General features: G+C 45.1%; 24 protein-coding genes and 1 pseudogene. 11 read left to right on the top strand and 14 right to left on the bottom strand.

What is annotated here, in order from left to right; all coding sequences use genetic code 11:
- Nucleotides 1-278: phytoene desaturase family protein (locus ACRC32_RS05150; RefSeq protein WP_438552980.1), on the bottom strand; the 278-nt coding region annotated here is incomplete at its 3' end.
- Between the two features lie 151 nt (nt 279-429).
- The gene (locus ACRC32_RS05145; RefSeq protein ID WP_438552979.1) at nt 430-1,539 is read right to left on the bottom strand and encodes an S-(hydroxymethyl)glutathione dehydrogenase/class III alcohol dehydrogenase; all 1,110 of its coding nucleotides are present in this window, start codon (nt 1,537-1,539) and stop codon (nt 430-432) included.
- A gap of 398 nt (nt 1,540-1,937) precedes the next feature.
- Here ACRC32_RS05145 and ACRC32_RS05140 point away from each other — a divergent pair, with 398 nt between their 5' ends.
- The 8 genes from ACRC32_RS05140 to ACRC32_RS05105 all read left to right on the top strand — a co-directional run bounded on the left by ACRC32_RS05140 (nt 1,938) and on the right by ACRC32_RS05105 (nt 10,777).
- Complete coding sequence (locus ACRC32_RS05140; RefSeq protein WP_015153668.1) at nt 1,938-2,150, top strand: hypothetical protein; 213 nt, start codon at nt 1,938-1,940, stop codon at nt 2,148-2,150.
- Nucleotides 2,151-2,471: 321 nt separating this feature from the next.
- Entirely contained in the window at nt 2,472-3,677 is a 1,206-nt protein-coding gene (fmdA, locus tag ACRC32_RS05135; RefSeq protein ID WP_438552978.1) for a formamidase, read from the top strand.
- Between the two features lie 228 nt (nt 3,678-3,905).
- Entirely contained in the window at nt 3,906-4,163 is a 258-nt protein-coding gene (locus ACRC32_RS05130) for an FmdB family zinc ribbon protein (RefSeq protein WP_438552977.1), read from the top strand.
- Between the two features lie 200 nt (nt 4,164-4,363).
- On the top strand, nt 4,364-5,032 hold the full coding sequence (locus ACRC32_RS05125; protein ID WP_438552976.1) for a cytochrome b/b6 domain-containing protein: 669 nt from the start codon (nt 4,364-4,366) through the stop codon (nt 5,030-5,032).
- 144 nt (nt 5,033-5,176) lie between these two features.
- The gene (locus ACRC32_RS05120; RefSeq protein ID WP_438552975.1) at nt 5,177-5,803 is read left to right on the top strand and encodes a TenA family transcriptional regulator; all 627 of its coding nucleotides are present in this window, start codon (nt 5,177-5,179) and stop codon (nt 5,801-5,803) included.
- A 180-nt stretch (nt 5,804-5,983) separates the two neighbouring features.
- A complete protein-coding gene (locus ACRC32_RS05115) occupies nt 5,984-8,410 on the top strand; it encodes a response regulator (protein WP_438552974.1) in 2,427 nt (808 codons plus the stop codon).
- Entirely contained in the window at nt 8,407-8,880 is a 474-nt protein-coding gene (locus ACRC32_RS05110; RefSeq protein ID WP_015153663.1) for a response regulator, read from the top strand. The genes ACRC32_RS05115 and ACRC32_RS05110 overlap by 4 nt, the downstream gene beginning before the upstream one ends.
- On the top strand, nt 8,870-10,777 hold the full coding sequence (locus ACRC32_RS05105; RefSeq protein WP_438552973.1) for a response regulator: 1,908 nt from the start codon (nt 8,870-8,872) through the stop codon (nt 10,775-10,777). The genes ACRC32_RS05110 and ACRC32_RS05105 overlap by 11 nt, the downstream gene beginning before the upstream one ends.
- 137 nt (nt 10,778-10,914) lie before the next feature.
- Here the strand turns inward: ACRC32_RS05105 and ACRC32_RS05100 are convergent, their stop codons facing one another.
- From ACRC32_RS05100 to ACRC32_RS05075, 6 genes are all read right to left on the bottom strand, one after another.
- Nucleotides 10,915-11,688 carry an ABC transporter permease gene (locus ACRC32_RS05100; RefSeq protein ID WP_438552972.1) on the bottom strand — a complete coding sequence of 258 codons (774 nt, stop codon included), beginning with the start codon at nt 11,686-11,688 and terminating at the stop codon, nt 10,915-10,917.
- Entirely contained in the window at nt 11,681-12,610 is a 930-nt protein-coding gene (locus ACRC32_RS05095; RefSeq protein WP_438552971.1) for an ABC transporter ATP-binding protein, read from the bottom strand. Before ACRC32_RS05095 ends, ACRC32_RS05100 begins: the two co-directional genes overlap by 8 nt.
- Before the next feature lie 46 nt (nt 12,611-12,656).
- Nucleotides 12,657-13,682, bottom strand: a complete 1,026-nt coding sequence (locus tag ACRC32_RS05090; protein ID WP_438552970.1) for an NAD-dependent epimerase/dehydratase family protein — start codon at nt 13,680-13,682, stop codon at nt 12,657-12,659.
- Between the two features lie 87 nt (nt 13,683-13,769).
- Nucleotides 13,770-14,369 carry an ATP-dependent Clp protease proteolytic subunit gene (locus ACRC32_RS05085; RefSeq protein ID WP_438552981.1) on the bottom strand — a complete coding sequence of 200 codons (600 nt, stop codon included), beginning with the start codon at nt 14,367-14,369 and terminating at the stop codon, nt 13,770-13,772.
- Nucleotides 14,370-14,475: 106 nt separating this feature from the next.
- Entirely contained in the window at nt 14,476-15,099 is a 624-nt protein-coding gene (locus ACRC32_RS05080) for an SRPBCC family protein (protein ID WP_438552969.1), read from the bottom strand.
- Complete coding sequence (locus tag ACRC32_RS05075; protein WP_438552968.1) at nt 15,084-15,419, bottom strand: ArsR/SmtB family transcription factor; 336 nt, start codon at nt 15,417-15,419, stop codon at nt 15,084-15,086. Before ACRC32_RS05075 ends, ACRC32_RS05080 begins: the two co-directional genes overlap by 16 nt.
- Before the next feature lie 552 nt (nt 15,420-15,971).
- Between ACRC32_RS05075 and ACRC32_RS05070 the strand changes: the two genes are divergently transcribed.
- The gene (locus ACRC32_RS05070) at nt 15,972-17,216 is read left to right on the top strand and encodes a sulfite oxidase (RefSeq protein WP_438552967.1); all 1,245 of its coding nucleotides are present in this window, start codon (nt 15,972-15,974) and stop codon (nt 17,214-17,216) included.
- A 56-nt stretch (nt 17,217-17,272) separates the two neighbouring features.
- Here the strand turns inward: ACRC32_RS05070 and ACRC32_RS05065 are convergent, their stop codons facing one another.
- The 5 genes from ACRC32_RS05065 to ACRC32_RS05045 form a co-directional block, all read right to left on the bottom strand.
- A complete protein-coding gene (locus tag ACRC32_RS05065) occupies nt 17,273-18,457 on the bottom strand; it encodes a substrate-binding domain-containing protein (RefSeq protein ID WP_438552966.1) in 1,185 nt (394 codons plus the stop codon).
- 84 nt (nt 18,458-18,541) lie between these two features.
- Nucleotides 18,542-19,048: a hypothetical protein gene (locus ACRC32_RS05060; RefSeq protein ID WP_438552965.1), complete on the bottom strand. Its 507-nt coding sequence runs from the start codon at nt 19,046-19,048 to the stop codon at nt 18,542-18,544.
- 275 nt (nt 19,049-19,323) lie between these two features.
- On the bottom strand, nt 19,324-19,488 hold the full coding sequence (locus tag ACRC32_RS05055) for a hypothetical protein (protein ID WP_438552964.1): 165 nt from the start codon (nt 19,486-19,488) through the stop codon (nt 19,324-19,326).
- 164 nt (nt 19,489-19,652) lie between these two features.
- Entirely contained in the window at nt 19,653-21,431 is a 1,779-nt protein-coding gene (locus ACRC32_RS05050) for an Nramp family divalent metal transporter (RefSeq protein WP_438552963.1), read from the bottom strand.
- 165 nt (nt 21,432-21,596) lie between these two features.
- Nucleotides 21,597-23,732 carry a magnesium chelatase subunit D family protein gene (locus tag ACRC32_RS05045; RefSeq protein ID WP_438552962.1) on the bottom strand — a complete coding sequence of 712 codons (2,136 nt, stop codon included), beginning with the start codon at nt 23,730-23,732 and terminating at the stop codon, nt 21,597-21,599.
- A 335-nt stretch (nt 23,733-24,067) separates the two neighbouring features.
- On the opposite strand from ACRC32_RS05045, the gene ACRC32_RS05040 reads away from it, so the two are divergent.
- A complete protein-coding gene (locus ACRC32_RS05040) occupies nt 24,068-24,547 on the top strand; it encodes a hypothetical protein (protein ID WP_438552961.1) in 480 nt (159 codons plus the stop codon).
- Between the two features lie 49 nt (nt 24,548-24,596).
- On the opposite strand, the gene ACRC32_RS05035 is transcribed toward ACRC32_RS05040, so the two are convergent.
- Complete coding sequence (locus ACRC32_RS05035; protein WP_438552960.1) at nt 24,597-25,181, bottom strand: hypothetical protein; 585 nt, start codon at nt 25,179-25,181, stop codon at nt 24,597-24,599.
- A gap of 287 nt (nt 25,182-25,468) precedes the next feature.
- Here ACRC32_RS05035 and ACRC32_RS05030 point away from each other — a divergent pair.
- Nucleotides 25,469-25,733, top strand: a pseudogene (locus ACRC32_RS05030) (IS982 family transposase); the annotation flags it as partial.

The following is a 25,733-nucleotide window of genomic DNA, read 5'->3' as shown; positions in this document are numbered from 1 at the left end:
AAACAGCAACCCCAGGTATCGTAATTGACACAAGGTAAATCTTCGCCAATTGCATCTAAAACTTGTCGCAGTGGATTGGGTGAAGGGCTGTAAGATAAACCGGAGTAGAGGGAAGGTCCAGAATCAAATTTAAAACCGTTGCGTTCAAAACCGTGCGCCGCACCCCCAGGTGTTGAGTAGCTTTCGCAGACAATAACATCAAATCCATACTGCGCCAAAATTGCCGCACAGCTCAAACCACCAATTCCACTTCCAATGACGATGACATCCGTTTCCACTGTTTTAGATTTCCTTGCGCGATCGAAACAATTCACAATTCACGATTCAAGAACGATTTTCCTAGCTTACTTATCGGAATTATCTTCTTGCTGTTGACGATGTTTTTCTAACAATTTTAGGTAGGTAGGCATTGCCCGCCCTACATCTGTATTAAAACGTCAACACGGTACGAATTGATTCCCCTCTATGCATCAAATCGAAGGCATCATTAATTTTTTCTATTGGCATTGTGTGAGTAATCAAATCGTCAATATTAATTTTGCCTTCCATATACCAATCGACAATTTTAGGTACGTCAGTGCGCCCTCTCGCACCACCAAAAGCCGAACCTTTCCAAACTCTCCCTGTTACTAATTGAAACGGACGAGTGCGAATTTCTTCACCCGCAGCAGCAACGCCAATAATAATACTTTCACCCCAACCTTTATGGCAGCATTCTAATGCTTGACGCATGACATTGACGTTGCCAATACATTCAAAACTATAATCAGCGCCGCCTTTAGTTAACTCTACTAAATAGGGAACTAAATCGCCTTCCACTTCTTTCGAATTGACAAAATGTGTCATGCCAAACTTTTCGGCGATCGCCCGTTTACTAGGATTAACATCTACACCAACAATCATCTCTGCGCCTACCATTCGCGCCCCTTGGATGACGTTTAAACCAATCCCCCCCAAACCAAAAACGACAACCTTTGAGCCTGGTTCGACTTTTGCCGTATACACAACTGCACCAATACCCGTAGTTACACCACAACCGATGTAACAAACTTTGTCAAAAGGTGCATCTTCACGGATCTTGGCAACAGCAATTTCTGGTAGTACTGTATAGTTAGCAAAAGTGGATGTTCCCATGTAGTGGTGGAGCTTCGTGCTATTTAAAGAAAAGCGACTCGTACCATCGGGCATCAACCCCTTGCCTTGAGTCATGCGAATAGCTTGACAGAGATTTGTTTTACGACTGAGACAATATTCGCACTGACGGCATTCGGGAGTGTAAAGAGGAATGACGCGATCGCCCGCTTTAACGCTCTTGACTCCCTCCCCTACTTCCACGACAACCCCAGCCCCTTCATGCCCTAAAATTGCAGGAAATAAGCCCTCTGGGTCTTTACCAGAAAGAGTATAAGCATCGGTATGGCAAACTCCAGTCGCTTTGATTTCGACTAAGACTTCCCCTGCTTTTGGTCCTTCTAGCTGTACTGTCTCCAGTTGCAAAGGTTTTCCAGGTTCGTAGGCAACAGCTGCTCTGACATCCATAATTCATCCTCGCGATCGCTATGACTAGCTTACAGTTGTCAGTTGTTAATTGTCAGTTGTCAGGGAGCAGTTATCAGTGACCAGTGACCAGTGACCAGTGACCAGTTAACAATCCACTACACCCCACACCCCACACCCCACACCCCACACCCCACACCCTATTTACTTCTAGCCACCAGTCACTAGTCACTCTCTACTGTCAACCACCTATTACCAATTACCTATTACCACTTATGACTAATCTGTCTAAAGAAAGAGGAGAACGGGCGGCTATTTTGTCATTTTGAATACAGATTGAGTACAGATATTTCCAGCGTTCAATTGCGTAGCATCACCAATTGCCGAGCGTTAAAGTTCACCAATTTTATATCTGCATTTATGCAGAGGGGGCTGCTAGGATGTCTATTACAAAGCGAGAATCTGGAAGTGCGATCGTCTTTGAGGCTCATAACGGTGGTGTGGTGGCATTCTGTCGTCAAGGTGCTTGTTATGTAAATCCTCTGTGTACGTCGGGTGTTAAGAGTAGTGTTTTATCTCTGATGCCGAAAGATGTAGTCTTAGAGGAGTTGCAAACGACATCTGAGTTCTTGGAATTGCTGGCAAAGAAGTAGAGTAAAGGCTTGCGTCGTTCTAGGTTAGGTAGGGTGTGTTACGTCAGCGCGTAACGCACCAAAAACTGAGAGTGATGCGTTACGCCCAAGGCTAACGCATCCTACGTAGATTTCAAAAATTAAATACGAATTTTATATACACCTCAGTTGTTAAATTTTTTTCTTAATTTTTTGTTAAATAAAACACAATTTTGACTCCAAGAGATTTGGTGTTATGTAACGTTGATTATCTTTGGTAATTATTAGTTATTTTTGATACAAATTGTCCTGTGTTCTAATCCTTATGATGCGCTATGTCCGCGCAGCTTTAGGGGGATTTGAATGCCGAAAACGCTTTTCAAAGTCGATCTAACTAAGCCAATGGATCGACAGGAACTACCTGGACACAACCGCTGGCATCCTGATATTCCTGCCGTGGTTTCGGTGAACCCAGGTGATGTCTTCCGCATTGAGTGTAAAGATTGGACGGACGGACAGATTAAAAATAACGATAATCCTGACGATATCCGCGATGTCGATTTAACGGTCGTCCACGTATTGAGCGGTCCCATCTGGGTCAACGGCGCTCAACCAGGAGACATATTAGTTGTCGATTTGCTCGATATTGGCGCTTTGCAAGGCGATGAGTGGGGCTTTACGGGCATTTTTGCCAAAGACAACGGTGGTGGCTTTCTGACCGACCACTATCCCAATCATGCTAAGGCAATTTGGGATCTGGAGGGAATTTATACCAGTTCCCGTCACATCCCAGGCGTGCGCTTTGCTGGTATTACTCACCCTGGTTTGATTGGTTGCGCTCCCTCACACGACTTACTGGCAACATGGAATAAACGAGAAGCAGAGTTAGTTTCAACAGCTCCCGATTTACGGACATATGGAGCGGGATTAGCGGCGAATATGCCAGTTTATGCGGCTCTACCAAACCCCAAAAATGCCATTTTAGGACAGGTAGCACCAGGGGATTTCAATCGCATTGCGGCTGAAGGTGCGCGTACCGTCCCACCACGCGAACACGGTGGTAACTGCGATATCAAGAATCTCTCCAAAGGAACGCGGATTTATTTCCCCGTTTACGTGGAAGGTGCAAAGCTATCGATGGGAGATATTCATTTCTCGCAAGGAGATGGAGAAATCTCGTTCTGTGGTGCAATTGAGATGTCCGGTTACATCGATCTTCACGTAGACATCATCAAGGGTGGCGTGGAAAAATACGGCATGGTCAACCCGATTTTCAAGCCAGGTCCCGTAGAGCCTCGTTATTCAGAATATCTCGTATTTGAAGGGATTTCCGTAGACGAATATACAGGCAAACAATACTTCATGGACGTGCATATTGCCTACCGTCGTGCTTGCTTAAATGCGATCGAATATCTGAAGAAATTCGGTTTTACAGGCGAACAAGCCTATTTATTACTCAGTTGTGCACCAGTAGAAGGACGAGTTAGTGGTATCGTCGATATCCCCAATGCTTGTTGTACGCTAGCAATTCCGACGGAGATTTTCGACAAGAATATTTTGCCTGTTTAGTCATTGGTCATTTGTAGTTCGCGATGTGCAACTTTTTCTTGTTCCCCCCTTTTTTAAGGGGGGCTAGGGGGGATATTTTCGTGAGAATCGCAGATTTGCGATCCCCCAACCCCCTTCAAAAGGGGGCAATCGATCGGTCGCACATGAGGTTAGTTACTAATTTTTGACTTTTGACTTTTGACTTTTGACTTTTGACTTCCCCTAGCCTCCAGCCCCTAGCCCTTAGTTATGCCTTTATACGAATTTCGTTGCGATGATTGCGGTGTATTTGATGAATGGCGATCGCTGGCAGAATGTAATAATCCTGCCAATTGCCCAACTTGTGAAGAACCCGCCAAAAAAGTTTTTGCCCCACCAATGTTGTTGTCTGGTTCGATACGACTGAAACAGGAATCAGAACCAAAGTTAGTCAAACGCGATCGCGAACCCGAACAACCCCGCCTGAGAAGTCATAATAACGGTCGCCCCTGGATGATTAACCATTAAAACTGGAAAAACAACGAGATTGAAAATTTTGGAAATATGCTGCAAGTATACGATCTATTTACCTGAGTAGATGGAGCGAACTGCGTAGAATTTCTCCATCATTAGAGCTATACTGCCTAGCCTCTAGGCAAAAGCTCTGATTCTGCTATAGTTCAAGAAACTCCCGATGAGAACGAACTTAGATCGGAACGAACTCAAATATGCCGCAGTCTAGCCCATACCAACCCGTTCTATTGCGAATATTGCATGGTATCGCTGCATTACTAGTCCTTTTAGCCTTAAGTTCCGGTTTTTTAGTTTACAACACCTATGACAAACGTTGGGGTAGTCTTGCATTACCCACACTAGGAGATATTCAAGGTATTCATGGCACGATTGCTCTGACATTCCTATTATTTTTACCACTGTTTGTTCTATACAGCTTTCATCTTGGCTATCGTCGTCTATTACAAGAGCAGTCTTTTAGTCAATTGAAACAGTTTGGTAAACCAGTTTGGTGGATATCATTACACCGCTTGGCAAATACATTAATGTTGCTTGCAGTAACGTTTGCTGTGGTAACTGGTCGAATGATGAAAGAAGAATGGCTTCCTGCTGGAGAAATTTATCATCAATGGTATCTAGCTCATCTAGTTGCGTGGAGCTGCGTGTTTGCTAGTCTCGCATTACATCTACTGATGGGAATCAAAGTCGGCGGAGTCCCATTACTAGTATCGATGTTTGATTGGAAAATACGCGATGAGGATACTCCACGTTTTTGGCTTCAAGGAATTAAAATTAACCACTCTAGTTTAATTTTAAAAGTTATTGAAAGTGTTGCGATCGGAGGCATCATAATGGCATTCATTCTGCCTGTTTTCAACCCATAAGTGCAGATGTCTAACAATCCTGTTGCAAGTCACTACACGCTCGATCGCCGAGATTTTTCGATTATCCGTCCAAGCCACTGCGATTATGCTGAATTATTACCTTGAGTTCTGTTTCTCCATATAAAATTAAATTAAAAACGCTATATGAGCTTAACTTGTCAACAACTACTACAAAAGCATCCTCAAGCGTGGCAAGAAGCTACGATCCATCCTTTCTTGAAACAATGCCAACAAGGGACGATTCAGCCGCAACAGTTTAATACTTGGTTGGTACAAGACTATTTATTTGTGATAGATTTTACCCGTTTTCTCGCGAGAATTTTGGCGATCGCACCCCCGCACAATTTCGATATTCTTTTGGCTGGATTGAGCGCCCTCAAAGACGAACTCAACTGGTTTCAAGCCAAAGCCGCCGAACGCCAACTACAACTCAATACTGACAAACAGCCTATCTGCATTGAGTATTGCAATTATATGCAAAGCTTATCTGCAATGCCCTATGCCATACAAGCTACAGCACTTTGGGCGATCGAGTTAGCCTACAATCAAGGCTGGCAATTACCTGGAGCCATGCCCCCACCCTACACCGAATTTGCCGATCGCTGGGGTAATCCCGATTTTACGACTTACGTAGGCTACTTAGAACAGCAAGCAAACGCAGCTTTGAGCGCAGCCTCAGAGGAGTTGCAGCAACAAGCCATAGCAGCTTTCTTGAATGTTGCTCGATTAGAAAAAGATTTCTGGCAAATGGCGTATGAAGTTGCCAGTTGATAGTTGACTGTTAACAGTTTTTATGCAGCGTATCATTTGTCACAGCGACTAAAAAGAAATCATCAGTCGTGGGGTAGGTATTGCATCGGCGATCGCTCAAATGTGACGAATTCAAGATTTAATAGAGTATAAATAGCTCTGCCAATTAGAATGGTCAAGAATTTAGTTTAGGCGTAAGCTATGGATAACGCCCCCATTCTCAATGCTACTGCGATTCTGATTGTAGACGACGATAAACTCATACGGCAGCAAATGCGCCGCGTGATGGAGCAGGCTGGATATCAGGTAGTAGAAGCGAATGATGGCGAACAGGCAATAGCGGCTTACACTCAGTTTCGTCCCAGTCTCGTACTGCTAGATGCTGTTATGCCCGTGACGGATGGGTTTGCCTGCTGTCGGCACTTGCGTAGTTTTCCCGATGGCGATAGCGTGCCAATATTAATCGTGACTAGGCTCAATGATGCAGAATCGCTCCAACTCGCTTTTGATGCGGGTGCAACTGATTTTATTACCAAACCAATTAACGACATAGTTTTACGGCAGCGAGTACGGCATTTATTACAAGCTAGTCGGACAATGGCAGAATTACGCGCCTCTACGGACATAGCCCAAGCATCGCGCCAACAAGTTACCAATATTTTAGAAAGTATCAGCGATGGCTTTTTTGCCTTAGACAATGAGTGGCGATTCACCTACATTAATCAACACGCCCAAATATTTCTACAAAAAACGCGAGCAGAGTTAATCGGTAAAAATATTTGGGATGAGTTTCCCGAAGCAGTAGGGTCTACTTTTGACCAAGAATATCGCCAAGTCAGAGCGCAACAAATTGCAGTTGCATTTGAAGAATTCTATCCCCCGCTCAACACTTGGTTTGCCGTTCATGCCTATCCTGCAAAAGATGGCATATCAGTCTATTTTCAAAACATTAACGAGCGCAAACGCCTAGAAGCGATCGCCCGTACGCGAGAACAGGAACTGTCTGATTTTCTAGAAAATGCCAGCGTCGGCATACACTGGGTAGGAGCAGATGGAATTATTGTCTGGGCAAACCAAGCTGAATTAAATCTGCTCGGTTACACTCGCGAAGAGTACATCGGACAACACATTGCCAAATTTCACGCCGATCGAGAAGCGATCGATGATATTTTGCAACGCCTCAATGCTGGCGAAACATTGTGCGACTACGAGGCGCGGTTGGTATGCAAAGATGGTTCTACCAGAGATGTATCGATCAGCTCTAACGTTTTTTGGAAAGACCAGCAATTTATCCACACGCGCTGCTTTACACGCGATATCACCGATCGCAAACAAGCCGAAGCAGAACTGCAACGTCAAAATTTGCGATCGCAATTGTTTGCCGAAATTACCCTGAAAATTCGTCAATCGCTCCAACTGGAATCGATCCTCCAAACTACCGTCAACGAAATTCAAAAGTTTCTCCGAGCAGATCGGGTCATTATTTTTCGCTTATGGTTGGATGGTTCTGGAAATGTCGTGCAGGAAGCCGTAGTCAACGGCTATCCAGCGATTTTAGGACAACATATCTACGATCCTTGTTTTGGGGAGGAATACATTCAGAAATACCGACAAGGACGCATCAGCGCTATTCACGATGTCGAGCAAGCAGAAATGCACGCTTGCCACAAAGAACTTCTCCAACAATTTGGAGTCCGAGCTAATCTCGTCGTTCCGATTTTCCTCAAGCGAGAACTCTGGGGTTTGCTGATTGCCCATCAATGCAGTAGTCCCCGTGTTTGGAGCAGTTTTGAAACCGAATTATTACGGCAACTGAGCGATCAAATCGGCATTGCTCTCGCCCAAGCTCAAATGCTAGCCGAAGAAACCCGCTACGCGCAAGAACTAGCCCGTTCTAACGCGGAACTGCAACAATTTGCCTCAGTTGCTTCCCACGACTTGCAAGAGCCACTACGCAAAATTCAAGCCTTTGGCAACCGCTTGAAAGCCAGTTGTGGAGATCTTCTCAACGAGCAAGGACGAGATTCCCTAGAACGAATGCAGAATGCAGCCGGACGGATGCAAACTCTGATTGACGATCTCTTAATGCTGTCCCGCGTCACGACTAGAGCGCAACCTTTTGTAACTATCGATCTCAATCGAGTCGTAAAAGAAGTATTATCCGATCTAGAGGTGAGGATACAGCAGACTGGGGGTAAGGTGGAAGTTAGTCCCCTACCTAAAGTTGATGCCGACCCAGTACAGATGCAGCAGTTATTACAAAATCTCTTGAGTAATGCACTGAAGTTTCACAAACAAGACACGCCTCCAGTGGTTAAGCTTTCCAGCCAACTATTCGATTCCCAACAACAACCAGTTACAGATGGTGCGATCGCCACATCATGTCAAATTGTAGTGGAGGATAATGGTATTGGTTTTGAGCAAAAGTATCTCGATCGGATCTTCAATGTCTTTCAACGCCTGCACAGTCGCAGTCAATACGAGGGTACAGGAATCGGACTAGCAATTTGCCGTAAAATTGTCGAACGACATCAAGGCAATATTACAGCTCAAAGTAGTCCAGGGCGAGGAGCTAAATTTAGTGTTACTCTGCCAATTAAACAACTCGTAGGAGATAACTTAGAGTGAAAGGGCGACGCACCACTGTCACAATTCTCATGGCTGACGATGACGAAGACGATTGCATGTTAGCAAGAGAAGCGCTGGCAGAAAGTCGCTTGGCTAACGATCTCTATCTCGTGCGCGATGGCGAGGAATTAATGGATTACCTACATCAGCGCGGTCAATATACTGACCTGAAGCTTGCCCCTCGTCCAGGGTTGATTTTACTCGATCTCAACATGCCCAAGAAAGACGGACGCGAGGCACTACGGGAAATTAAGGCAGACCCGCAATTAAAACATATACCAGTAGTCGTATTGACAACTTCCAAAGCAGAGGAAGATATTTATCGTAGCTATGAATTAGGCGCTAACTCTTACATCACTAAACCAGTCACTTTTGCCTCCTTGGTAGAGGTCATGAGGACTATCGGCAAATATTGGTTTGAAATTGTAGAACTACCACTGCAATCGGTGGGAAACGGACATGGACACTGAGCGAGTCAAAGTACTTTTAGTTGATGACGACGAGGATGACTATGTCTTGACGCGGGACTGGTTAGCAGCAGCTCAAGGCACAACATTCGATTTAGACTGGGTAAGTTCTTATGACGAGGCAATCGAGACGATCGCCCAGTGTCAACATGACATTTACTTGCTCGACTACCGTTTGGGCGATCGCAATGGTTTAGAATTGCTTCAAGCTGCTGTAGCTGAAGGTTGTGCCGCACCAATTATTTTACTCACGGGCAAAGGCGATCGCGAAATCGATATCGAGGCGATGAAGGCAGGAGCAGCCGACTATCTAGAAAAAACTCAGTTGAGCGCACCTTTACTAGAACGTTCCATTCGCTACGCCCTCGAACGCCAGCACACTCAGCAACAAATTCGCGCCCAAGCCGAATTGCTCGATGTCGCCACCGATGCCATTATCGTTAGATCGCTGGATGACAAAGTTTTATATTGGAACAAGGGAGCAGAACTTCTCTACGGTTGGCAAGCACAAGAGGCGATCGGGCAAAATCCTAACTTGTTAATCTACAACGAGAGTCTCGTCGATCAGCTACTAGAGATTCACTCAGCTTTAAAGCAAACAGACACTTGGCAAGGCGAGTTACATCAAGTCACTAAAAACGAGAAACCAATTGTTGTCTACAGTCGTTGGACCTTAGTACGCGATCGCCACGCTCAGCCTAAGTCTATTCTTGTTGTCAATACTGATATTACTGAGAAAAAACTCTTAGAAGCTCAATTTTTACGCGCTCAACGTTTGGAAAGTATTGGTACTCTTGCCAGCGGCATCGCTCATGATTTGAACAATGTCCTAGCGCCAATTTTGATGACGGCTCAGTTATTGGAATCTCAGATGCACGACGATCGCAGTCAGCGACTTTTGCCAATCGTGATTACCAATGCCAAACGGGGTGCGGCTTTGGTCAAACAGGTACTCTCTTTTGCACGAGGTTTGGAAGGAACGTATACAAACTTACAAATCAAGCACTTAATATCAGAAATTCGCCAAATCGCCAAACAAACCTTTCCAAAATCGATCGAGATTCAGACTAACATTGCCTCCAATTTGTGGTCTGTCTCTGGGGATGCGACTCAACTACATCAAGTTCTAATGAATCTCTGCGTCAACGCTCGCGATGCCATGCCCAATGGTGGAGTGTTGACAATTTCTGCCGAAAACTTTACAGCAGACGAACACTACGCCAGGATGAACTTGGAGGCAAAAGCTGGCTCCTACATCGTCGTTACCGTAAGAGATACAGGTCAGGGAATGTCGCTGGAAACCCAGGAAAGAATTTTTGAGCCATTTTTCACGACCAAAGAACTCGGTAAAGGCACGGGACTGGGACTATCCACTGTCATGGGTATTGTTAAAGGTCACAATGGATTTATTCAAGTTTGGAGCGAACTCGGTAGAGGTACGGAATTTCAGGTCTATCTACCAGCAGTGGCAGTTGTAGAATATCATCGGCAGACAGAACAAGACACGCCCTATGGGAACGGCGAGTTGATTTTGGTTGTGGATGATGAAGCTGGCGTGCGCGAGGCAACAAAAACTTCTCTAGAGACTTTTAATTATAAAGTTGTCACTGCTAGTGACGGAATTGAGGCGATCGCGACCTACGCCGAACACCGCGATCGCATAGATTTAATATTAATTGATATGTTAATGCCTGCAATGGACGGCATTACCACAATTCGTACTATACAAAAACTCAATCCCCAAACTAAAATTATTGCCACTAGTGGTTTAGCCGCTCAAGACAAATTCCACGGCATGACAGACGTAGAAGTAAAAGCCTTTTTAGCAAAACCCTACACCGCCCAAGAATTATTGCAAACAATTCAACAAGCTCTGTGTTCGCAACCAAGTTATTGTTAGTTGTTGGTTGTTGGTCATTTGTCATTTGTGAATAGGGTAGTGGGTAATTGGTAGTTGCTTCCTCAGCTCCCCCAGCAACCTTGCGCTCCGCGACTCTCTCTTCTTCCCCTCACTCCTCACTCCTTGCTCCTCGCTCCTCAATATCCGCCTAAAATTCCGCGTTTCTTTGCTTGGCGTTCTGCTAGTCGGAATAGTCCTATCCCTAGAGCAAAATAGACGACTCCATTGATGAAAGCGATCGCTATATGAGTTAAATTTAGACTTTCTCCGCGTGCCATCAAAGCTCTTAATATTCCTGCACTTGGAGCGATTGGTAATAAACTTGCTAAAACCCGGGCAAATCCCGTCGATGCTTCTATGGGAGTAGCTAGGAGAAATAATAAGCCAAATTGAAATATTACTTGTAATTGGCTTACCTGCTTAAATAATAAAGCTAAAGCTCCAATTATAAAAGCAATCCCATTCGCTCCCATTAATACAGTTATGAGAGGTAAAATCAAAACTGGAGGAAAATCGAGACGGCTGCCAGTTAAGAGCATTATAGTTAATAAAATGCTCAAAACAAAAGCTAATTGCAACGTTATCGCTGCTAGCGAGCGAATTAAAAATACTTTGACTGCCCCGAATTGAGATAGAAAAAGTTGTTCGAGCGTGCCAGTTTGAGCTTCGTACTGAATTCTATTAGCAACGTTGCCCATAACAAATAAAACTAAGCTCCAAAGCACGTAGCCAATAACTATTGAATCGAGGCGATCGCCTAATTGAAAACTCGCTCCAGCAACGTAACGAGCGCTCAAAAACAATCCGTAAAAGATCGAAACAGTAACTATAATAATACCAACAACTTCTATTGGATAGCGACGTTGTAAAATCCAAGTTCGTTTTAATTCTGCAAAAAATAACTCAATCATTAATATTATTACCTTGTTTCACAATCTGTAAAAATATTTCTGTTAAATTAGCTTGTTCTTTCACTACAGATTGAATTTGTAAAGGCTGGAGAATAGCAAAAACTTTATAGAGTAATTCCGGGCGATCGATGTAAATAAATTTTCTGGCTTCAATCTCTAAACCAATTGTTTCTAATTCTAGCATTCTTGTTTCATCTAAAGCGGCTTCCATTTCAATCTTGTAAGCCGTACCAGAAAATTGTTGAATCAATTTTTGTGTGGGTGCTTCTGCCAAAATCTCGCCTTTTTGAATAATCGCAATTCGGTCTGATAAAATTTCTGCTATTTGTAATTGGTGAGTTGTCAGCAAGATAGCACAACCGGTAGCAGCAATTTCGCGGACGAGAATTTTTACATCCTCAGTTGCTTCTACATCTAATCCTAAAGTTGGTTCATCTAATAATAAAAGTTTAGGACGATGAACTAAGGCTACAGCAAATGCTAATTTCTGTTGCATTCCCCGTGAAAGTTGCTCTACTGGAGTATGTCGCTTGGCTAATAAGTCAAATCTTTCTAAAAGATCTCTTCCGGCAAGACGTGCTTCGCGTCGAGTTAGTCCTTTTAATACGCCAAAATATTCTAAATTTTCCTCTGGAGTCAATCGCCAGTAGAGGTTACGATTCCCTTCTAAAACTGCACCCAGGTTTTGTAACGCTGAAGCATTGCGTTGAGGATCTTTACCTACAATTTTCACCGAACCAGAATCAGGCTGAATTAAACCCGCCATCATTTTGATACTAGTTGTTTTACCTGCACCATTGGGACCAAGAAAAGCTAATATCTCTCCTGGGTAGATGGTTAAGGAAACATCCTTCACTGCTGGTACATTTTGTTTATTCCGACGGAAAGTTTTTTTGAGATTATACGCTTCTAAGGCTTTCATAAAAAATTAGTGTGTAGGGTGGGCAATGCCCACCTTACAATTGATATTAAATACTTTTCAAAATCTTATCTTCAGTAGCATAGTCTAGTAATTCTTTTCCAGTCCACGGAGAAATTTCTGTTGGTGGATGCGATCGCTGCCAGTCAATTGTTGTTTTTAGCGCCTGCTCTAGCGTGACAACTTCGCTATAACCGAGTTCCTGACGAATGCGGGTGGTATCTACAAACCAGTGTTGAGCCGTGTTGTATGGTAGGTTCCAGTCTGTCGGTAAAGCTTCTCTGGCAACAGTTACGATTTTGCCTTGCCAGCCTGCGACTCGTCCAACTCTGTTCAGTCTTTCTGCCTCGGTTAATTCTGTATCTGCAACATGATAAATGCGTCCCTTAGCACGTTCGTTTGTGGCTGCCAAAGCGATCGCGTAAGCAACATTCTCTACATACCCATAGGAACCGCGCCATTGAGCTATGCTTTCTGGCAAGACGATCGCCGGACGGTTTTCATCCATTCGCTTTAAGTAGGGAAATAGACGGTTGAGAGGATCTTGCGTTCCATAAACCATTGGCAACCGTACAATTGTACCAGTTAAATCGGGATAATTCATCACCACCCGTTCGACCAAAATCTTTTCATAATCTGCCGGAGCGTTCAGCGGTCTTTCAGCCATTTCCCGAAATAAATGTAGTTGCTGGCGCAAGGCTGAATTTTCGGTTAGAGGAACCGACTCAACTGGAGTCGATTCAATTTGCAGAAATACTGTATAAGCGCGATAGACATCCATACTACTAACAGCAACAACGCGCTCTGCAATATTCTGAAATACATTCATCAACGCGATCGCCTCTGCCTCGGTGTAGGGAAACATATCGACGACAACTTGAGGAGAAAGACGCTCAAATTCGCTTTTCATCTGGGTAAGCTTGGAGCGATCGCCTAGTAAATGTTGTATACCATTGGGTAACTCTGCTGCTGTTTTTCCTCGATGGAAAACGGTGACTTCATGTCCCATTGCGGACAATTGCCTGACTACGGGAGGACCAATAAAATTCGTTCCTCCGATAACTAAGATTTTCATATTTACTCCTTGACGGGAAAGTCAAAAGTTAAAAGTTAAAAGGCAAAACCAAAGATCGCCAATTACCAATTACCAATTACCAATTACCTATCTAGGTATTTTTTGAATGACACGATCGATCAATCCATAATCTTTTGCTGCTTCAGCGTCGAGATAAAAGTCTCGTTCTGTATCGAATTTGATTTGTTCTACTGACTGACCAGTATTAGCAGCGAGTAGGCGATTAACTGTTTCTCTTAAATGCGCAATTTCTCTAGCTGCGACTTCGATATCGCTGGCTTTTCCTTGAGCGTTACCTAATGGCTGTGCGATCGCAATTCGTGCATTCGGTAAAGCCGATCTTTTCCCTTTTGCGCCGGAAGAAAGTAATAATGCAGCTATTTCCTTTGCGGTTCCAATACAGACGGTACATATATCCGCCTGAATTTGAGTCATTGTATCGTAGATAGTTAATGCAGCCGGAGCTAAACCATCTGAACTGTTGATATATAGAAAAATATCTCGTTCTGCATCTTCTGCATCGAGAAATAGCATCTGTGCCACAATTAAATTAGCTATTTCTTCTGTAATTCCACCTCTTAAAAAGATTACTCTCGTAGCCAGCAAGCGAGAATAAATATCAAAGCCTTGTTCTCTGAATGACGGTTGAATAATAAAAGGGAGGTTGGGTTGTTCGGAAAAATTCATCATTGCAGCCTCCTAGTTTAATCTCATTGCACTAAGGCGTATAGTTAAAGGCTATATAGATACAGTTACCCGCTTGAGAGCGAGAATCATAGACAAATGAATTTAATTACTCATTGCTGTCAAGAAAACTAACCAAAATCTGCGGTAATTGTCGATCGAGTTTGTCTTGCCAACCACCATTCAGCAAAGAATGAAAAATAACACTTTCTAACATTTGAGTAACACCAATATGCATAGGTGAACATGTAGAACTCGGAGCGATCGCCTCTACAGCTTGAGTAACTGCATTGAGATCCCCCAACCCCTTTAAAAAGAAGGCATCTGTCCCCCCCTTGTTAATGGGAGCTAGGGGGGATTGAGATCTCTGGTTACAAGTGCGTAACTCCTGTAACTGAGGTGTTGCGTAATTTAACTCGCGGTGTTCTAGCTGAAGTTGCGTCCCGCCATCAACAGGTGTCAGCGTCCAAATCACAATCGAAGGCTGACTCATATAACTGTCCTGCCAAGTGTAAGAAAGTCGTTTTGGTGCATCAATTTCTAAAACTTCGCAGCAGATAACACCATCTAAACTTGGTAGGGAATGGGTGCGAAATTGGAATTTGTGACCGATATGCGGTTCAAAATCATTATCCATCAACCATGCGGCAAGCGATCGCCTCTCGGTGAGTCCCCGCCAGACTTGCTGTGGTGAGTAAGGATAGAACACTTTGGTCTTTAATCCTCTGAGCATGGGTTATTCTCCAAATATGCACCGAGAGCGGCTAATTTCTCTTGCCAAAACTGTTCGTAATGCGACACCCATTCCGACACCTGTTTTAAAGGTTCGGGATTCAATTGATAGAGGCGCTGCCTTCCTTCCCGCCGTTGGGTAACTAAGCCGACTTCACACAACACCTGCAAATGCTGAGAAATGGCTGGTAGAGACATGGCAAAAGGTTCAGCCAGTTGTTTGACTGGTTGTTCGCCGTCACACAACCGATCCAGCAACGCTCGTCGCGTCGGATCGGCGATCGCCTGAAAAATATCTCCACCCGCCGCGGGTCTACTCATACTTTATTTAAGCATTTACTTAAATAACAGAATATATAAGCTTTTACTTAAATGTCAAGCTTACGGAGGCGCAAAATTCCGCGTCTTGACTTTGTAGGTCTTTGTTCAAGTTTTACAGCTAAGACATAAATACAATGCTTATTTGAGTCATAAAATATCTAATTAAAAAACGCTTTTGGTACGATTCATATTTAGTCGATGACCAATAACTAATCGGCGATCGATGACAGTCTTAACACCAATACTAAGTCTCTTTATTTTTGGACAAAATTCGCTCTCCACTGGTTCCCTTTTTTACAAGGAGAGTTAGGGGAGTTGCTGTGGCATATCTTTGTGACATATAGTCTGTGACATATAGTTACAAAGAACTGGTATAAGTCCGTCTCAGTTTGGAATTACTACATTAAAACTAATCTGTTATTTAGCGAAATAGCTATATTTAAATGCCCAGTGTGTTCAGAAGTTTCATTTGCCACCTTAACTGTTTGTTTACTTGAAAATTTGCCAATTAGCTTTATATTATTCTTATTTACTCGACTGGAGATATAAGGCATGAGAGAAGACGATCTGCTAGTCGAAAAAGTTTACCAGCAAGCTAGAGCCGATGAATTTGTCTGGCAGAAAGCGAAAACTTTAGGTATGTCGCGCAAGAAATTCCTGCAATTTATGACTGTCGGTGCGGGAATAGCAATTGGTAGCGGTTTACCACGCTTACGGCTAGAAGAACCCGCTCTGGCTGCTGGGGAGGTAGTTAAACCAGTTCCTCCAGAACTTTTTTACGATTACAAAGGCATTCAACAAGAAATGCGTTGGGAAGCCATGTACGACCGAGGCTATCTAGTTCCCAACGAGCTGTTCTACGTCCGCAACCACACGGCTACCCCTAAAATCGATCGGAAAACATGGCGTTTGCGGGTTGAGGGATCTGGGGTTTCTCGTTCGAGAGAGTTTACTTATGACGAACTCCTTTCTCTGCCGTCAGTCTCGGTGATTCGAGCGCTAGAGTGCGCTGGTAACGGTCGCAGCTTTTTTGAATCCGTCCAGGGAAAAAAAGCTGATGGAGCGCCGTGGAAACTGGGCGCAATCGGTGTAGCAGAATGGACGGGTGTACCTCTGCGGGAAGTTCTGCAACTCGCAGGAGTCAAACGCACCGCAAAAGACGTAATGCCAGAAGGATTAGACGAAAAGAAAGTTCGCCGTCCGATGTCCCTGGCAAAGGCATTAGAGGAAGATACATTGCTCGTCTATGCGATGAACGGGCAAACTCTACCAGCCGACCACGGTTTCCCCATCCGTGCCTTCGTTCCAGGCTGGCTGGGTGCGGCTAGTATTAAATGGGTAGGGCGGATTGAAGTTTCAGAAAAACCTCTGTTTTCTACTTGGAACACGGAAAGTTATGTCTTAATCGGCTCCGACTATCAACCCAATCCCCCTGCTAAAGGCACGATTATCACGGCGCAAAATATCAAAAGTGCTTTCGAGCTAGCTTGGGATGCCAAGATGCCCGCAGGAGAACATTTATTGCGAGGGCGTTCTTGGTCTGCTGGCGGTAAAATTGCCAAAGTTGAGGTAAGCCTTGATGGTGGCAAAACCTGGCAAGCGGCACGACTCCGAGAGCCTAACCTTGATGGAGCTTGGGTGAGATGGGATGTAGATTGGAATGCTCGTCCTGGTAAATATCAGCTTCAGGCAAAGGCTACAGATACTAAAGGCAATACCCAACCAACTTCAGTGCCTTTCAATGCTAAAGGCTATTTGTACAATGCGGTTGTCAGCCATCCCGTGACTGTGAGTTGAGGAGAGAATATTTGCAAGTCGCATGGCGACTTGCAAATATGTTTTGCAAATAAGTTTTAATGAATCGCTGCAAATCCAGCTTTTTCAACAATTTGCTGTCCTTCTTGCGAGAGTAACAAGTTGGTGTAAGCAACTCCTGCTTGTTCGTCAGGAGTCCGGTCGCGGCGAATGACGATAAATAGACGGCGAGTCATGGGATAAGAGCCATCTCGCAGGGCAGCAACATTGACGCGCTCGCCTGCGACTACAGGCGAAACGTAATTTTTAGAGCTACCTCTAGCTATGCGCAACAGGTGAATCGATCGCTGTCCGGCAGCAATAGAAGCCGAACTGTAAGAGATCGCCCCCGGGGTAGCAGCAACTCGTCGCATGGCTGTGGTGTAATCGCGCACGATCTTGACATTACGACCCAAATTATTGATGCGATCGCTCAGCAGTAATTTGAGCGTAGCGTGAACCTTGGGGTCTTGAGAAATGGGCGCGATCGCTCGATCGGGTCCTCCTACCTGTTTCCAGTTAGTCACTTTGCCCAGGAAAATATCTTGAAGTTGTTTCACCGACAGTCCAGGTAAGGGAACATTGCGGTGGGTAAAAAATACAATGCCATCAATTGCCACTGGCACTTGTTGCAGAGTAAAGTTACGTTCTTTGGCTTTGCGATACTCTGCATCGGACACAGAGCGACCATTTTGAGCAAAACTGAGTTCGCCATCAAGCAGCATACCGATCCCCGTACTACAACCTGGCGGAACGTTAAGCGGTGGTTCGGTGTAGCGTAGATGGAAATTTGGGTGAACTTTGGCAATACTAGAGTGCATTCCGTGGGCAGTCATGGCAGCAAAACAGGTTGCGCCGCCATAATTAAACACACCTGTAGGAACGTTAGGAACATCCTGCATCGACGTATAAGTTTGAATATCAGCAGCATTGGATGCTGTTGCTGGAGGCTGTTTTGCTAGCGGTTGTTGTGTGGGCGTAACAACTGCACTCGGTTTATCTTTCAAAGTAGCAGTTGTATGACTTCTGTAGAACCAGTACATACCACCCGTTCCCAACAATAACGCAATCAATGGTATGACCGACCAAGGAAAAGCAGACGAGTTTTTAGTTTGAGAATTGTTGGTTAGATCGGTAAAACTGCGGTTTAAAGTAGAGTGGCAACGTTGACAACGATCGGCATTACCAGGATTTTTATCATAACCACAGACACGGCAAATGATTTTAGTTTGATGAACTTTCATAAGAAAAGTAGTGTGTGGGGACAAGTCGCAAGTCGCAAGCCGCAAGTCACAAGTCACTATCAACTGACAACTGATAACTGACTTCTAGTGGCGAATTCTTTCTCGTTCTCCCGACTCTAAACCGTTGGTGCTGCGTCGCTTGCGACCGAGTACGCTTAACGAAATTAAGCGGTAGAGCAAAATTGTACCTAAACCCCAAATACCATTGAGAATTAAGGCTGTAGCAATACCGTTGGGTGGCCAGCCACCACCGACAGGTTCGCCTCTTAGGGGCGTGACAATAAACCAGCTGACAAGACTAGGTGCGATCGCGCCAAATAGAAGTGCTGTTCCCCAAATTCCCAACCCTTGCCGAAAAAAAGAAACAAATAAAACCAATACAATTCCCCAAACTCCACCCCAAAAAGCAAGCGACCAGACGCGGGGAATGCCGAAAGGTCGTGTTGCCTCGATCGCATAAGCTGTTAACTTAGCAGGTGCAAAACCAATACTGTGTAACAACAATAGTGCCAGTTGATGAAATAGTAAAACTGATAAAAATCCAGCTACAAAAGCGAGAATCAAACGGGGTAAAGGATGATTTTGCGACATAATGCACCTAATTTTATTTGTGTAGATTTTATAGGGAGCAGGGAGCAGAGGATCAGAGGAGAAGTCACAAGTCAACCCCACACCCTACACCCCACACCCTTTCTTCACTGAACAACTGACAACTGATAACTGACAGCTGACTCACCGAATCAGTACATAACCCGCTCGGTCGACGAGTTTTTGACCTTCTGTGGATAGCAGCAGGTTAGCCTAAGCTCTTCCAGCCACTTCATCTAAACTGCCATCCTCGCGATAAACTACGAAGATCCGGCGAATCAGTAGGATAGGAACCGTACCCCAGGATGGCTGTAGAAGGCAATACCTCCTAGCGCCATGGGAACTTGTTTGAGGTTGTAACCGCGCGATCGCACTATATTGTATTCCGATTGCTGAATGGGTCGAAAGGATTCGGAGAAACTAATTTCTCCATTAGCCGTCATTTCAATGCCCTTGCCAGAGTCGGGCGGGACGTTGAGCGGATCGGTCTAAAGCAGGCGAAATTTTGGATGGGCGGGGGTTGGAACCAATTTAAGTCATGACGTTGCCCAATTTGTGAGGGATCGATCTTAATAGAGTAGACAACTACTTAGTTAAGAAAGATACATTATCCTCCTTGGGTAAACTGTCCGATAATACTCGGTAAGGCTTGGCAGAAGAAAAAACCGAAAAACACGACTGAGAGTAAAACGATCGCCTCTCGCCATAGCGGCGATCGCAATTCGGCAGGGAGAAATTTGCGATTGACATAGAGAGCGTGCAAACCTAGAAAGACAAAATTTAAGCCTGCAATGTTTGCACTCAGGAGAATTAAGAAAAAGGGCTTGATCCCTGATAGGAGAATAAAAACTCCCCACAGAGTAAACAAAGAGAGGATACTGTAGTAAACAAAACGAATGTCTCCCCCTCGCCAAGCGCGAATGTGGCTGCTGCCCGACCACACCATATCTGTCACCATACGCGCAAAGACATCAGTGATGCCAAGTTGGGTACTGTAGAGAATCCAAAAGCCTACCAACAGAGTAATAAACCACATAATGCTAGTGGTATCTTCCCGCGATAGGTATTGAGCTTGATAGACCGCGATCGCAAATTGGTTGTCAAAGCGAGTTCCAGGCGGAATAAACTGCAAAGTCAACAAGGCTGGCAGTCCCATTCCTAAGAAACATCCCAGCACCCACACACCATATTGGTCGGTAATGGCATACTTCCACCATTCGCGCCAACGCTTCTTGTTTTCGGTGGTTAAGGGAAAGACTTTACCAGTGGGAGTCAGAGACATACGGCGACCGCCAATCAGTGCCGGAATGTATCCCACTACGCCCCCCATGCCCAATCCCTTATCGCGAAACCAGTTACTCAGTGTTCCATTTAAGACTCCTCCCGCACCAGCAAAAGCCGCAAAGCCGCCTACTTTCAGCCAATCAACATTTGGCGGAATCGTGCCGAAGCGGAGAAAACCCGTTGCCGCTCGACCCCACGTCTCGGGTGCAGTAAAACCCAGGGCAATGACAATTAAGAACAGGAGGATTGCCCCAACAAAAAACCATTGCACGACTTCCATCGTCCGCTCAATTTTGGCTCCAAAAGCAACGATCGCCACTGTAGATAGGAACCAGAATAAACCAAATGCTTTAATCGTTTCTGCGTGTTCCGGTCCAGGAATATCGCCGACAAACATCGCAGTCAGAGCCGTAGCCGCCGAAGAAGCCCACCCAGGCCATCCTAGTTGCAAAAACGCCAGGACAGAATAAAAAATTGCCCAGAAGCGGGGGCCTGGTTTAGTCCGCATAAAACCCGTATAGATCGGTTCGCCCGTATACAGGGTATAGCGGATAAACTCCATGTTCATGAGGACTTGGAGAATAATCGAAGTCGTGGCAATCCACAACATAAAACCACCATACTGAGCCGTCACCGCCGGACCCAGCAGCCATTCACCGCTACCAATCGAAGTCCCCAAGAGAATTGCTCCAGGTCCAATTAGAGCGATCGCATTATTAAAACTAAATGGCGGCGGTGCGGGGAGATCGGCAACTTCCCAGGGTGGAAGTTCGCCCGCCGAGATCTTAGAACGAGTGGCGATCGCCTCAGTTCCTCTTTCAGTTGCGGTTGGAGCGATCGCTCTATAGATAACCCCTGAGGTATCCACTACATTTGGCTCCACCTCCTCCGAAGAGCGCCATCCTAAAATTCGCAGTCCCAGATAAACTAAATAGCCAACAACGATCCCAGCAGCCAACCAGCCATACAAACCCAACCAGAAAGTGACATCAGCAAGAATTTGTATTCCGTTGCGGACGAGCGTAATGATAAAACCCAGTACCAAGACTGCCGTAGCTACATATATGGCATACTTGGTAGCTGGGTCGCGTACTTTATACATAAGCAGCCACAAATAGCTACACAATCCTCTTAATATATCTGGATTGCTAGCAGATAGAAGTTAAATCTAGTTAAAAGTGAGTGGCTAGTGGCTGGTGGAACCAGAATTGCTCCCGACCTCTCCTCTGCCCCTGAAGCTCCTCTGCCCCTGAAGCTCCTCTGCTCCCTAATTCCTAATGGCATTAATTGCACTTTTAGCAACACCAGCGATCGCGGAGTCGGTAGCTTTTGGTAGGTGGTAGTATTTTCCTCCCGCAGTTTGAGCTAGTTCTTTAGCAAAACCCGTAGAGATAAATTTATTTTCAGTGTCGATGACTAACAGTTGTATTCCCAATCCGCGAATTCTAGCGGCGATTTCCAGCAGTTCTTTCTTGATATCGGGCTTTTCTCCCTCTGGTAAAGGTTCGCCTAGCGATCGCGCCAGAGGAATATTCCCCCGTCCATCGGTAATTGCGACAATCACAACTTGTCCGATATCTCCCGCCATTTGAGCATTAATGCCTACCCGTACCGCTTGTGTTAATCCATGCGCTAGGGGCGAACCGCCACCACAAGGCAGCAATTCCAATCGCTTACGGGCTAAGGCGATCGAACGGGTAGGAGGCAACAACACCTCTGCCTGTTCGCCACGAAACGGGATCAACGCCACTTGGTCGCGATTTTCATACGCTTCTGTCAAGAGCTGGAAAACTGCCCCCTTAGCTGATTGCATCCGATTCAACGCCATCGAGCCAGAAGCATCAACCACAAACACGATCAACGCTCCCGCTTTGCGGACGAGACGCTTGGAGCGAATATCTCCCTGCTCGACGAAAACTCTTTTTTGTGGGTAATTGGTAATTGGTAATGGGTAATTGGTAGTTGGTAGTTGCTCCCTTGCTCCTCTGCTCCTCTGCCCCTCTGCCCCTCTGCTCCCTGCTCCCTGCTCCCTGCTCCCTGCTCCCTGCCTCTCCCGCCTTGCCTTTTGATAAGGTGCAGCTGCTCTTAACGTGGCATCGACTGCAATTCGTCGCACGGGACCTTTGGGTAACATGGGTTTGACGTATCGTCCCCGATCTTCGGAGAAAATTAAACTGCGACTGCCGGACTTCCCCCGCCGCTGTGCCATCTGTGCGAAGTAAAGCACGCTATCGTCGAGAATTACGCCTTCGGCATCAAAGACAAATTCTTCAGGAACGTTGGGCGGTGTTTGCTCGTTTTCAGGTTCTTCCTGTTCGTCCTTCTCTTCTTGCTCCTCCTGTTCCTGGTTAGACTCATCTTCGGGTTCGTCTTGGTTTTGGGGTGGTGGAGGTGGCGGGGGTGGTGGTGCTTCGGGTGGAGTTTGTACGACTGTTGCTCTCGGGACGATGACTAATTCTACAGCGCGACGTAGATCTTCGGCTGTGACTGTGGTTCTGCCTTCTAAAGCGGCGGCGGCTTTGGCGACTCGCACGGCGTAGAGTTCGGCGCGGTGTCCCTGGACTCTAGCGCGTACCGCTTCATCGACTAAATAGGCAATTTGCTCGTGGGTAATTTGTACGTCCTTGAGCCACTCTCGCGCCAAGATAATTTGAGTTTTGAGATTGTCGAGATCTTCGGCGTATTGCTGGAGAAACTGCTGCGGTGAGGTGGTGTAAGCGATCGCCTGTTCTACTGCTTGTACTCGTTGGTCTAGACCTAGCACGCTATCCGCAGAAAGAGCGATCGCGATGCGATCGAGCAGGTGTTCCCGTAACGCTCCTTCTTCTGGGTTATACGTAGCGATAAATAAAGGCTGACAGGGATGCCCAAAACTAATTCCTTCCCGTTCGATTTGGTTGCGTCCCTCGGTTAAAACCGTCAGCAGTTGGTTGCTAATACTGTCGTCGAGTAAGTTAATTTCATCGACATACAACACGCCACGATGAGCAAGCGCCAGCAGTCCTGGTTGAAATACGGTTTCTCCCTGTTTGACCGATTGTTCTACATCCACCGAACCTAAAAGTCGGTCTTCTGTGACTCCCAAGGGAATTTGTACGAATGGTGCGGGAATCACTTCTGTAGAGACGGGACATGTCACGTCTCTACTTAGTTCGTCGTCCCATTCTTCAGGGCGATCGGGATCGCAGTTACAAAAAGAACCTTTAACAACTTCAATCGGCGGTAAAAGGGTACGAATTGCCCGCGCCATGACTGATTTTGCCGTACCGCGACGACCCGCGATCGCGACTCCTCCCAAACCAGGATCGACGGCTGCTAGCAGCAGGGCTATTTTAATGGCTTCTTGTCCCACGACAGCAGTTAAGGGAAAACTGGTAACGGTTGCAGTAGACGACGCAGGCATGGTTTCAATCTTTGAGCTTCCAGCCTTCTAGCATATCAATTCTTTGTCCCTTACTGAAAACATGACGGTTGACAGTTAATGGTTGACAGTTAATGGTTGACAGTTAATGGTTAACTGGAGAGCGATCGCCTTTCTATTTGTAAATTAAATGAAATCCTCATATTTCAATGGTTTGTAAGGCTTGAGTCAAATTACGTAAAAGCTCGCGATAGTTAATAAATTTTTAATACATCTTCCCTCGATCTTTGCGCTTTCTTTACCTAGAAGATGAATTCAATAACTAAACTATGTACGTATATACTTAAGCCGCTAATTTAATAGGTGAGCCTTATATTATGTGCATTGTATGTGGAGTTTTCTTTTCCGGCTTAACACTGTTTACACCTGTAACAGAGACACCAAATTCAGCTAACTCAAATACTGCTAATCTCCCTAAAGTGCAGTATCAACAAACTCTCAGCAAGTCGTTGGCAAAACAAGCTCAAATTAAGCTTGCTAATATGCTGGCTCGATTGCCTATTTCAGATGAAACGCAAGTATTACGAAAGGAAATTAAGTCAATTCAAGTACAGTTATATCCAATTAAAGATGATACTAAAGCTCAACAAATTATTGAAAAGGAATTGAGAACTGTATATCAGAGAATTTTAGAAAAACCAAGTTATCAGCAAGAGTTTAATGTATTTATGAAACTGCTAGAAGTCAAGTCCGAGCAACAAGCTATTCATAACCTGAGTTTGAACTTGGCTCAAAATAACAGCGATCGCTCGACTCTATTTATAGGACAAGACAAAAGCTGGGGCTGGATACAATAGCTGGTAGGGTGTGTTAATCAACGCACCCCACGAATCTGCTGTTACTTCCTTATAGCGCGCGACTGGCTGTCTCAACTACCGTGTCATAATCTACGTAGGCTTCTACCAACGTACCTGGTTTTACGGTGATATTTTTGCCTTTAATAAATACGCCAAATACGCTGACAAGTGCTGCCACTGCTACCATAGTTGCACCCCGACCTTTACCATTTTTCTCCACGGTCGATCGCAACGGAATTTTAGTACCATCCACTGCTTCAATTTCTTCTACAGTAAAGTTTAATTGTCCTTTTTTACCAAACATTCGAGCGCGTTTTGCTTCAGTAACTTTCCCAGTCGCTCGCGCTCCTTTTTTAATCAAAATTTCTTTGGTTGGTGAGAGGACATTTGTTGCTGCATAGTAAACCACAATATCTCCCTCTTGTGCTGTCTTTGAGCTAATTTCTTCAGCTAGTTCTAATTGCAGTTTAGTTCCTGACGCTAATGTTAGCTTTTTCGCCATGAGCATCTGCGATCGCTCTAATTTTAGCTCTGAGTCCCGCAGTTTTACTGGTTCCGAGCCAACTGGAGCTAGCCAGATTGTTTGCAACAGTAAGATAAGTCCGAAAGATAAATAACGACGGTCAAGTTTCATTTTTTGAGTTCCTCATGCTTTTTTATAGCAACCTAGTCAATGAAAATATGCTCTATACTTAAGCGATTAGAGCATACTTTAATAGCTACACTCATAATTAACTAACGGCTCGCTTTAACTATATAGCTTCATTTCTTCTGTAGTTACACTCAGAACGGCGTAAATACTTTTGCCTATTTCTGCTAAGCGATCGCAATTATTAATTTAACGTGAGTTCGATGAAGGGGAAAATAGCCAAAAAGAAAACTGAGACCTATGCTCAAAATACACACAAAATGGTCTCAGCTATGGAAACGATTGTATCGCGCTTGGAAATTACCCAAGTCTTCTGTGAGGTGGACGATTTTTGTCAGAAGTTTGAGCGACTGTGGCAGCAGCAACCCCAGTTACCATCAATTGCAGGTGAGCGTCGCAGTTGCTCTCGAATGCATCCCAGTGAAGTGATGACGATTGTCATTGCTTTTCATGGTTCTGGTTATCGCACATTTAAAGATTTTTACACCCAGCAAGTCCTACCAGGATGGCGCAAAGCCTTTCCTCGGCTAGTCAGTT

Source organism: Chroococcidiopsis sp., from assembly GCF_051657925.1.
GTDB lineage: Bacteria > Cyanobacteriota > Cyanobacteriia > Cyanobacteriales > Chroococcidiopsidaceae > Chroococcidiopsis.
Note: the sequence above shows the minus strand (reverse complement) of the source record. Positions and strands in the feature narration are given on the sequence as shown.

Bases quoted from the DNA above. Each gene is read 5' to 3' on its own strand.
- ACRC32_RS05145 (WP_438552979.1), bottom strand. From the start codon at position 1,539: ATGGATGTCAGAGCAGCTGTTGCCTACGAACCTGGAAAACCTTTGCAA.
- ACRC32_RS05140 (WP_015153668.1), top strand. From the start codon at position 1,938: ATGTCTATTACAAAGCGAGAATCTGGAAGTGCGATCGTCTTTGAGGCT.
- fmdA (WP_438552978.1), top strand. From the start codon at position 2,472: ATGCCGAAAACGCTTTTCAAAGTCGATCTAACTAAGCCAATGGATCGA.
- ACRC32_RS05130 (WP_438552977.1), top strand. From the start codon at position 3,906: ATGCCTTTATACGAATTTCGTTGCGATGATTGCGGTGTATTTGATGAA.
- ACRC32_RS05125 (WP_438552976.1), top strand. From the start codon at position 4,364: ATGCCGCAGTCTAGCCCATACCAACCCGTTCTATTGCGAATATTGCAT.
- ACRC32_RS05120 (WP_438552975.1), top strand. From the start codon at position 5,177: ATGAGCTTAACTTGTCAACAACTACTACAAAAGCATCCTCAAGCGTGG.
- ACRC32_RS05115 (WP_438552974.1), top strand. From the start codon at position 5,984: ATGGATAACGCCCCCATTCTCAATGCTACTGCGATTCTGATTGTAGAC.
- ACRC32_RS05105 (WP_438552973.1), top strand. From the start codon at position 8,870: ATGGACACTGAGCGAGTCAAAGTACTTTTAGTTGATGACGACGAGGAT.
- ACRC32_RS05100 (WP_438552972.1), bottom strand. From the start codon at position 11,688: ATGATTGAGTTATTTTTTGCAGAATTAAAACGAACTTGGATTTTACAA.
- ACRC32_RS05095 (WP_438552971.1), bottom strand. From the start codon at position 12,610: ATGAAAGCCTTAGAAGCGTATAATCTCAAAAAAACTTTCCGTCGGAAT.
- ACRC32_RS05090 (WP_438552970.1), bottom strand. From the start codon at position 13,682: ATGAAAATCTTAGTTATCGGAGGAACGAATTTTATTGGTCCTCCCGTA.
- ACRC32_RS05085 (WP_438552981.1), bottom strand. From the start codon at position 14,369: ATGAATTTTTCCGAACAACCCAACCTCCCTTTTATTATTCAACCGTCA.
- ACRC32_RS05080 (WP_438552969.1), bottom strand. From the start codon at position 15,099: ATGCTCAGAGGATTAAAGACCAAAGTGTTCTATCCTTACTCACCACAG.
- ACRC32_RS05075 (WP_438552968.1), bottom strand. From the start codon at position 15,419: ATGAGTAGACCCGCGGCGGGTGGAGATATTTTTCAGGCGATCGCCGAT.
- ACRC32_RS05070 (WP_438552967.1), top strand. From the start codon at position 15,972: ATGAGAGAAGACGATCTGCTAGTCGAAAAAGTTTACCAGCAAGCTAGA.
- ACRC32_RS05065 (WP_438552966.1), bottom strand. From the start codon at position 18,457: ATGAAAGTTCATCAAACTAAAATCATTTGCCGTGTCTGTGGTTATGAT.
- ACRC32_RS05060 (WP_438552965.1), bottom strand. From the start codon at position 19,048: ATGTCGCAAAATCATCCTTTACCCCGTTTGATTCTCGCTTTTGTAGCT.
- ACRC32_RS05055 (WP_438552964.1), bottom strand. From the start codon at position 19,488: ATGACGGCTAATGGAGAAATTAGTTTCTCCGAATCCTTTCGACCCATT.
- ACRC32_RS05050 (WP_438552963.1), bottom strand. From the start codon at position 21,431: ATGTATAAAGTACGCGACCCAGCTACCAAGTATGCCATATATGTAGCT.
- ACRC32_RS05045 (WP_438552962.1), bottom strand. From the start codon at position 23,732: ATGCCTGCGTCGTCTACTGCAACCGTTACCAGTTTTCCCTTAACTGCT.
- ACRC32_RS05040 (WP_438552961.1), top strand. From the start codon at position 24,068: ATGTGCATTGTATGTGGAGTTTTCTTTTCCGGCTTAACACTGTTTACA.
- ACRC32_RS05035 (WP_438552960.1), bottom strand. From the start codon at position 25,181: ATGAAACTTGACCGTCGTTATTTATCTTTCGGACTTATCTTACTGTTG.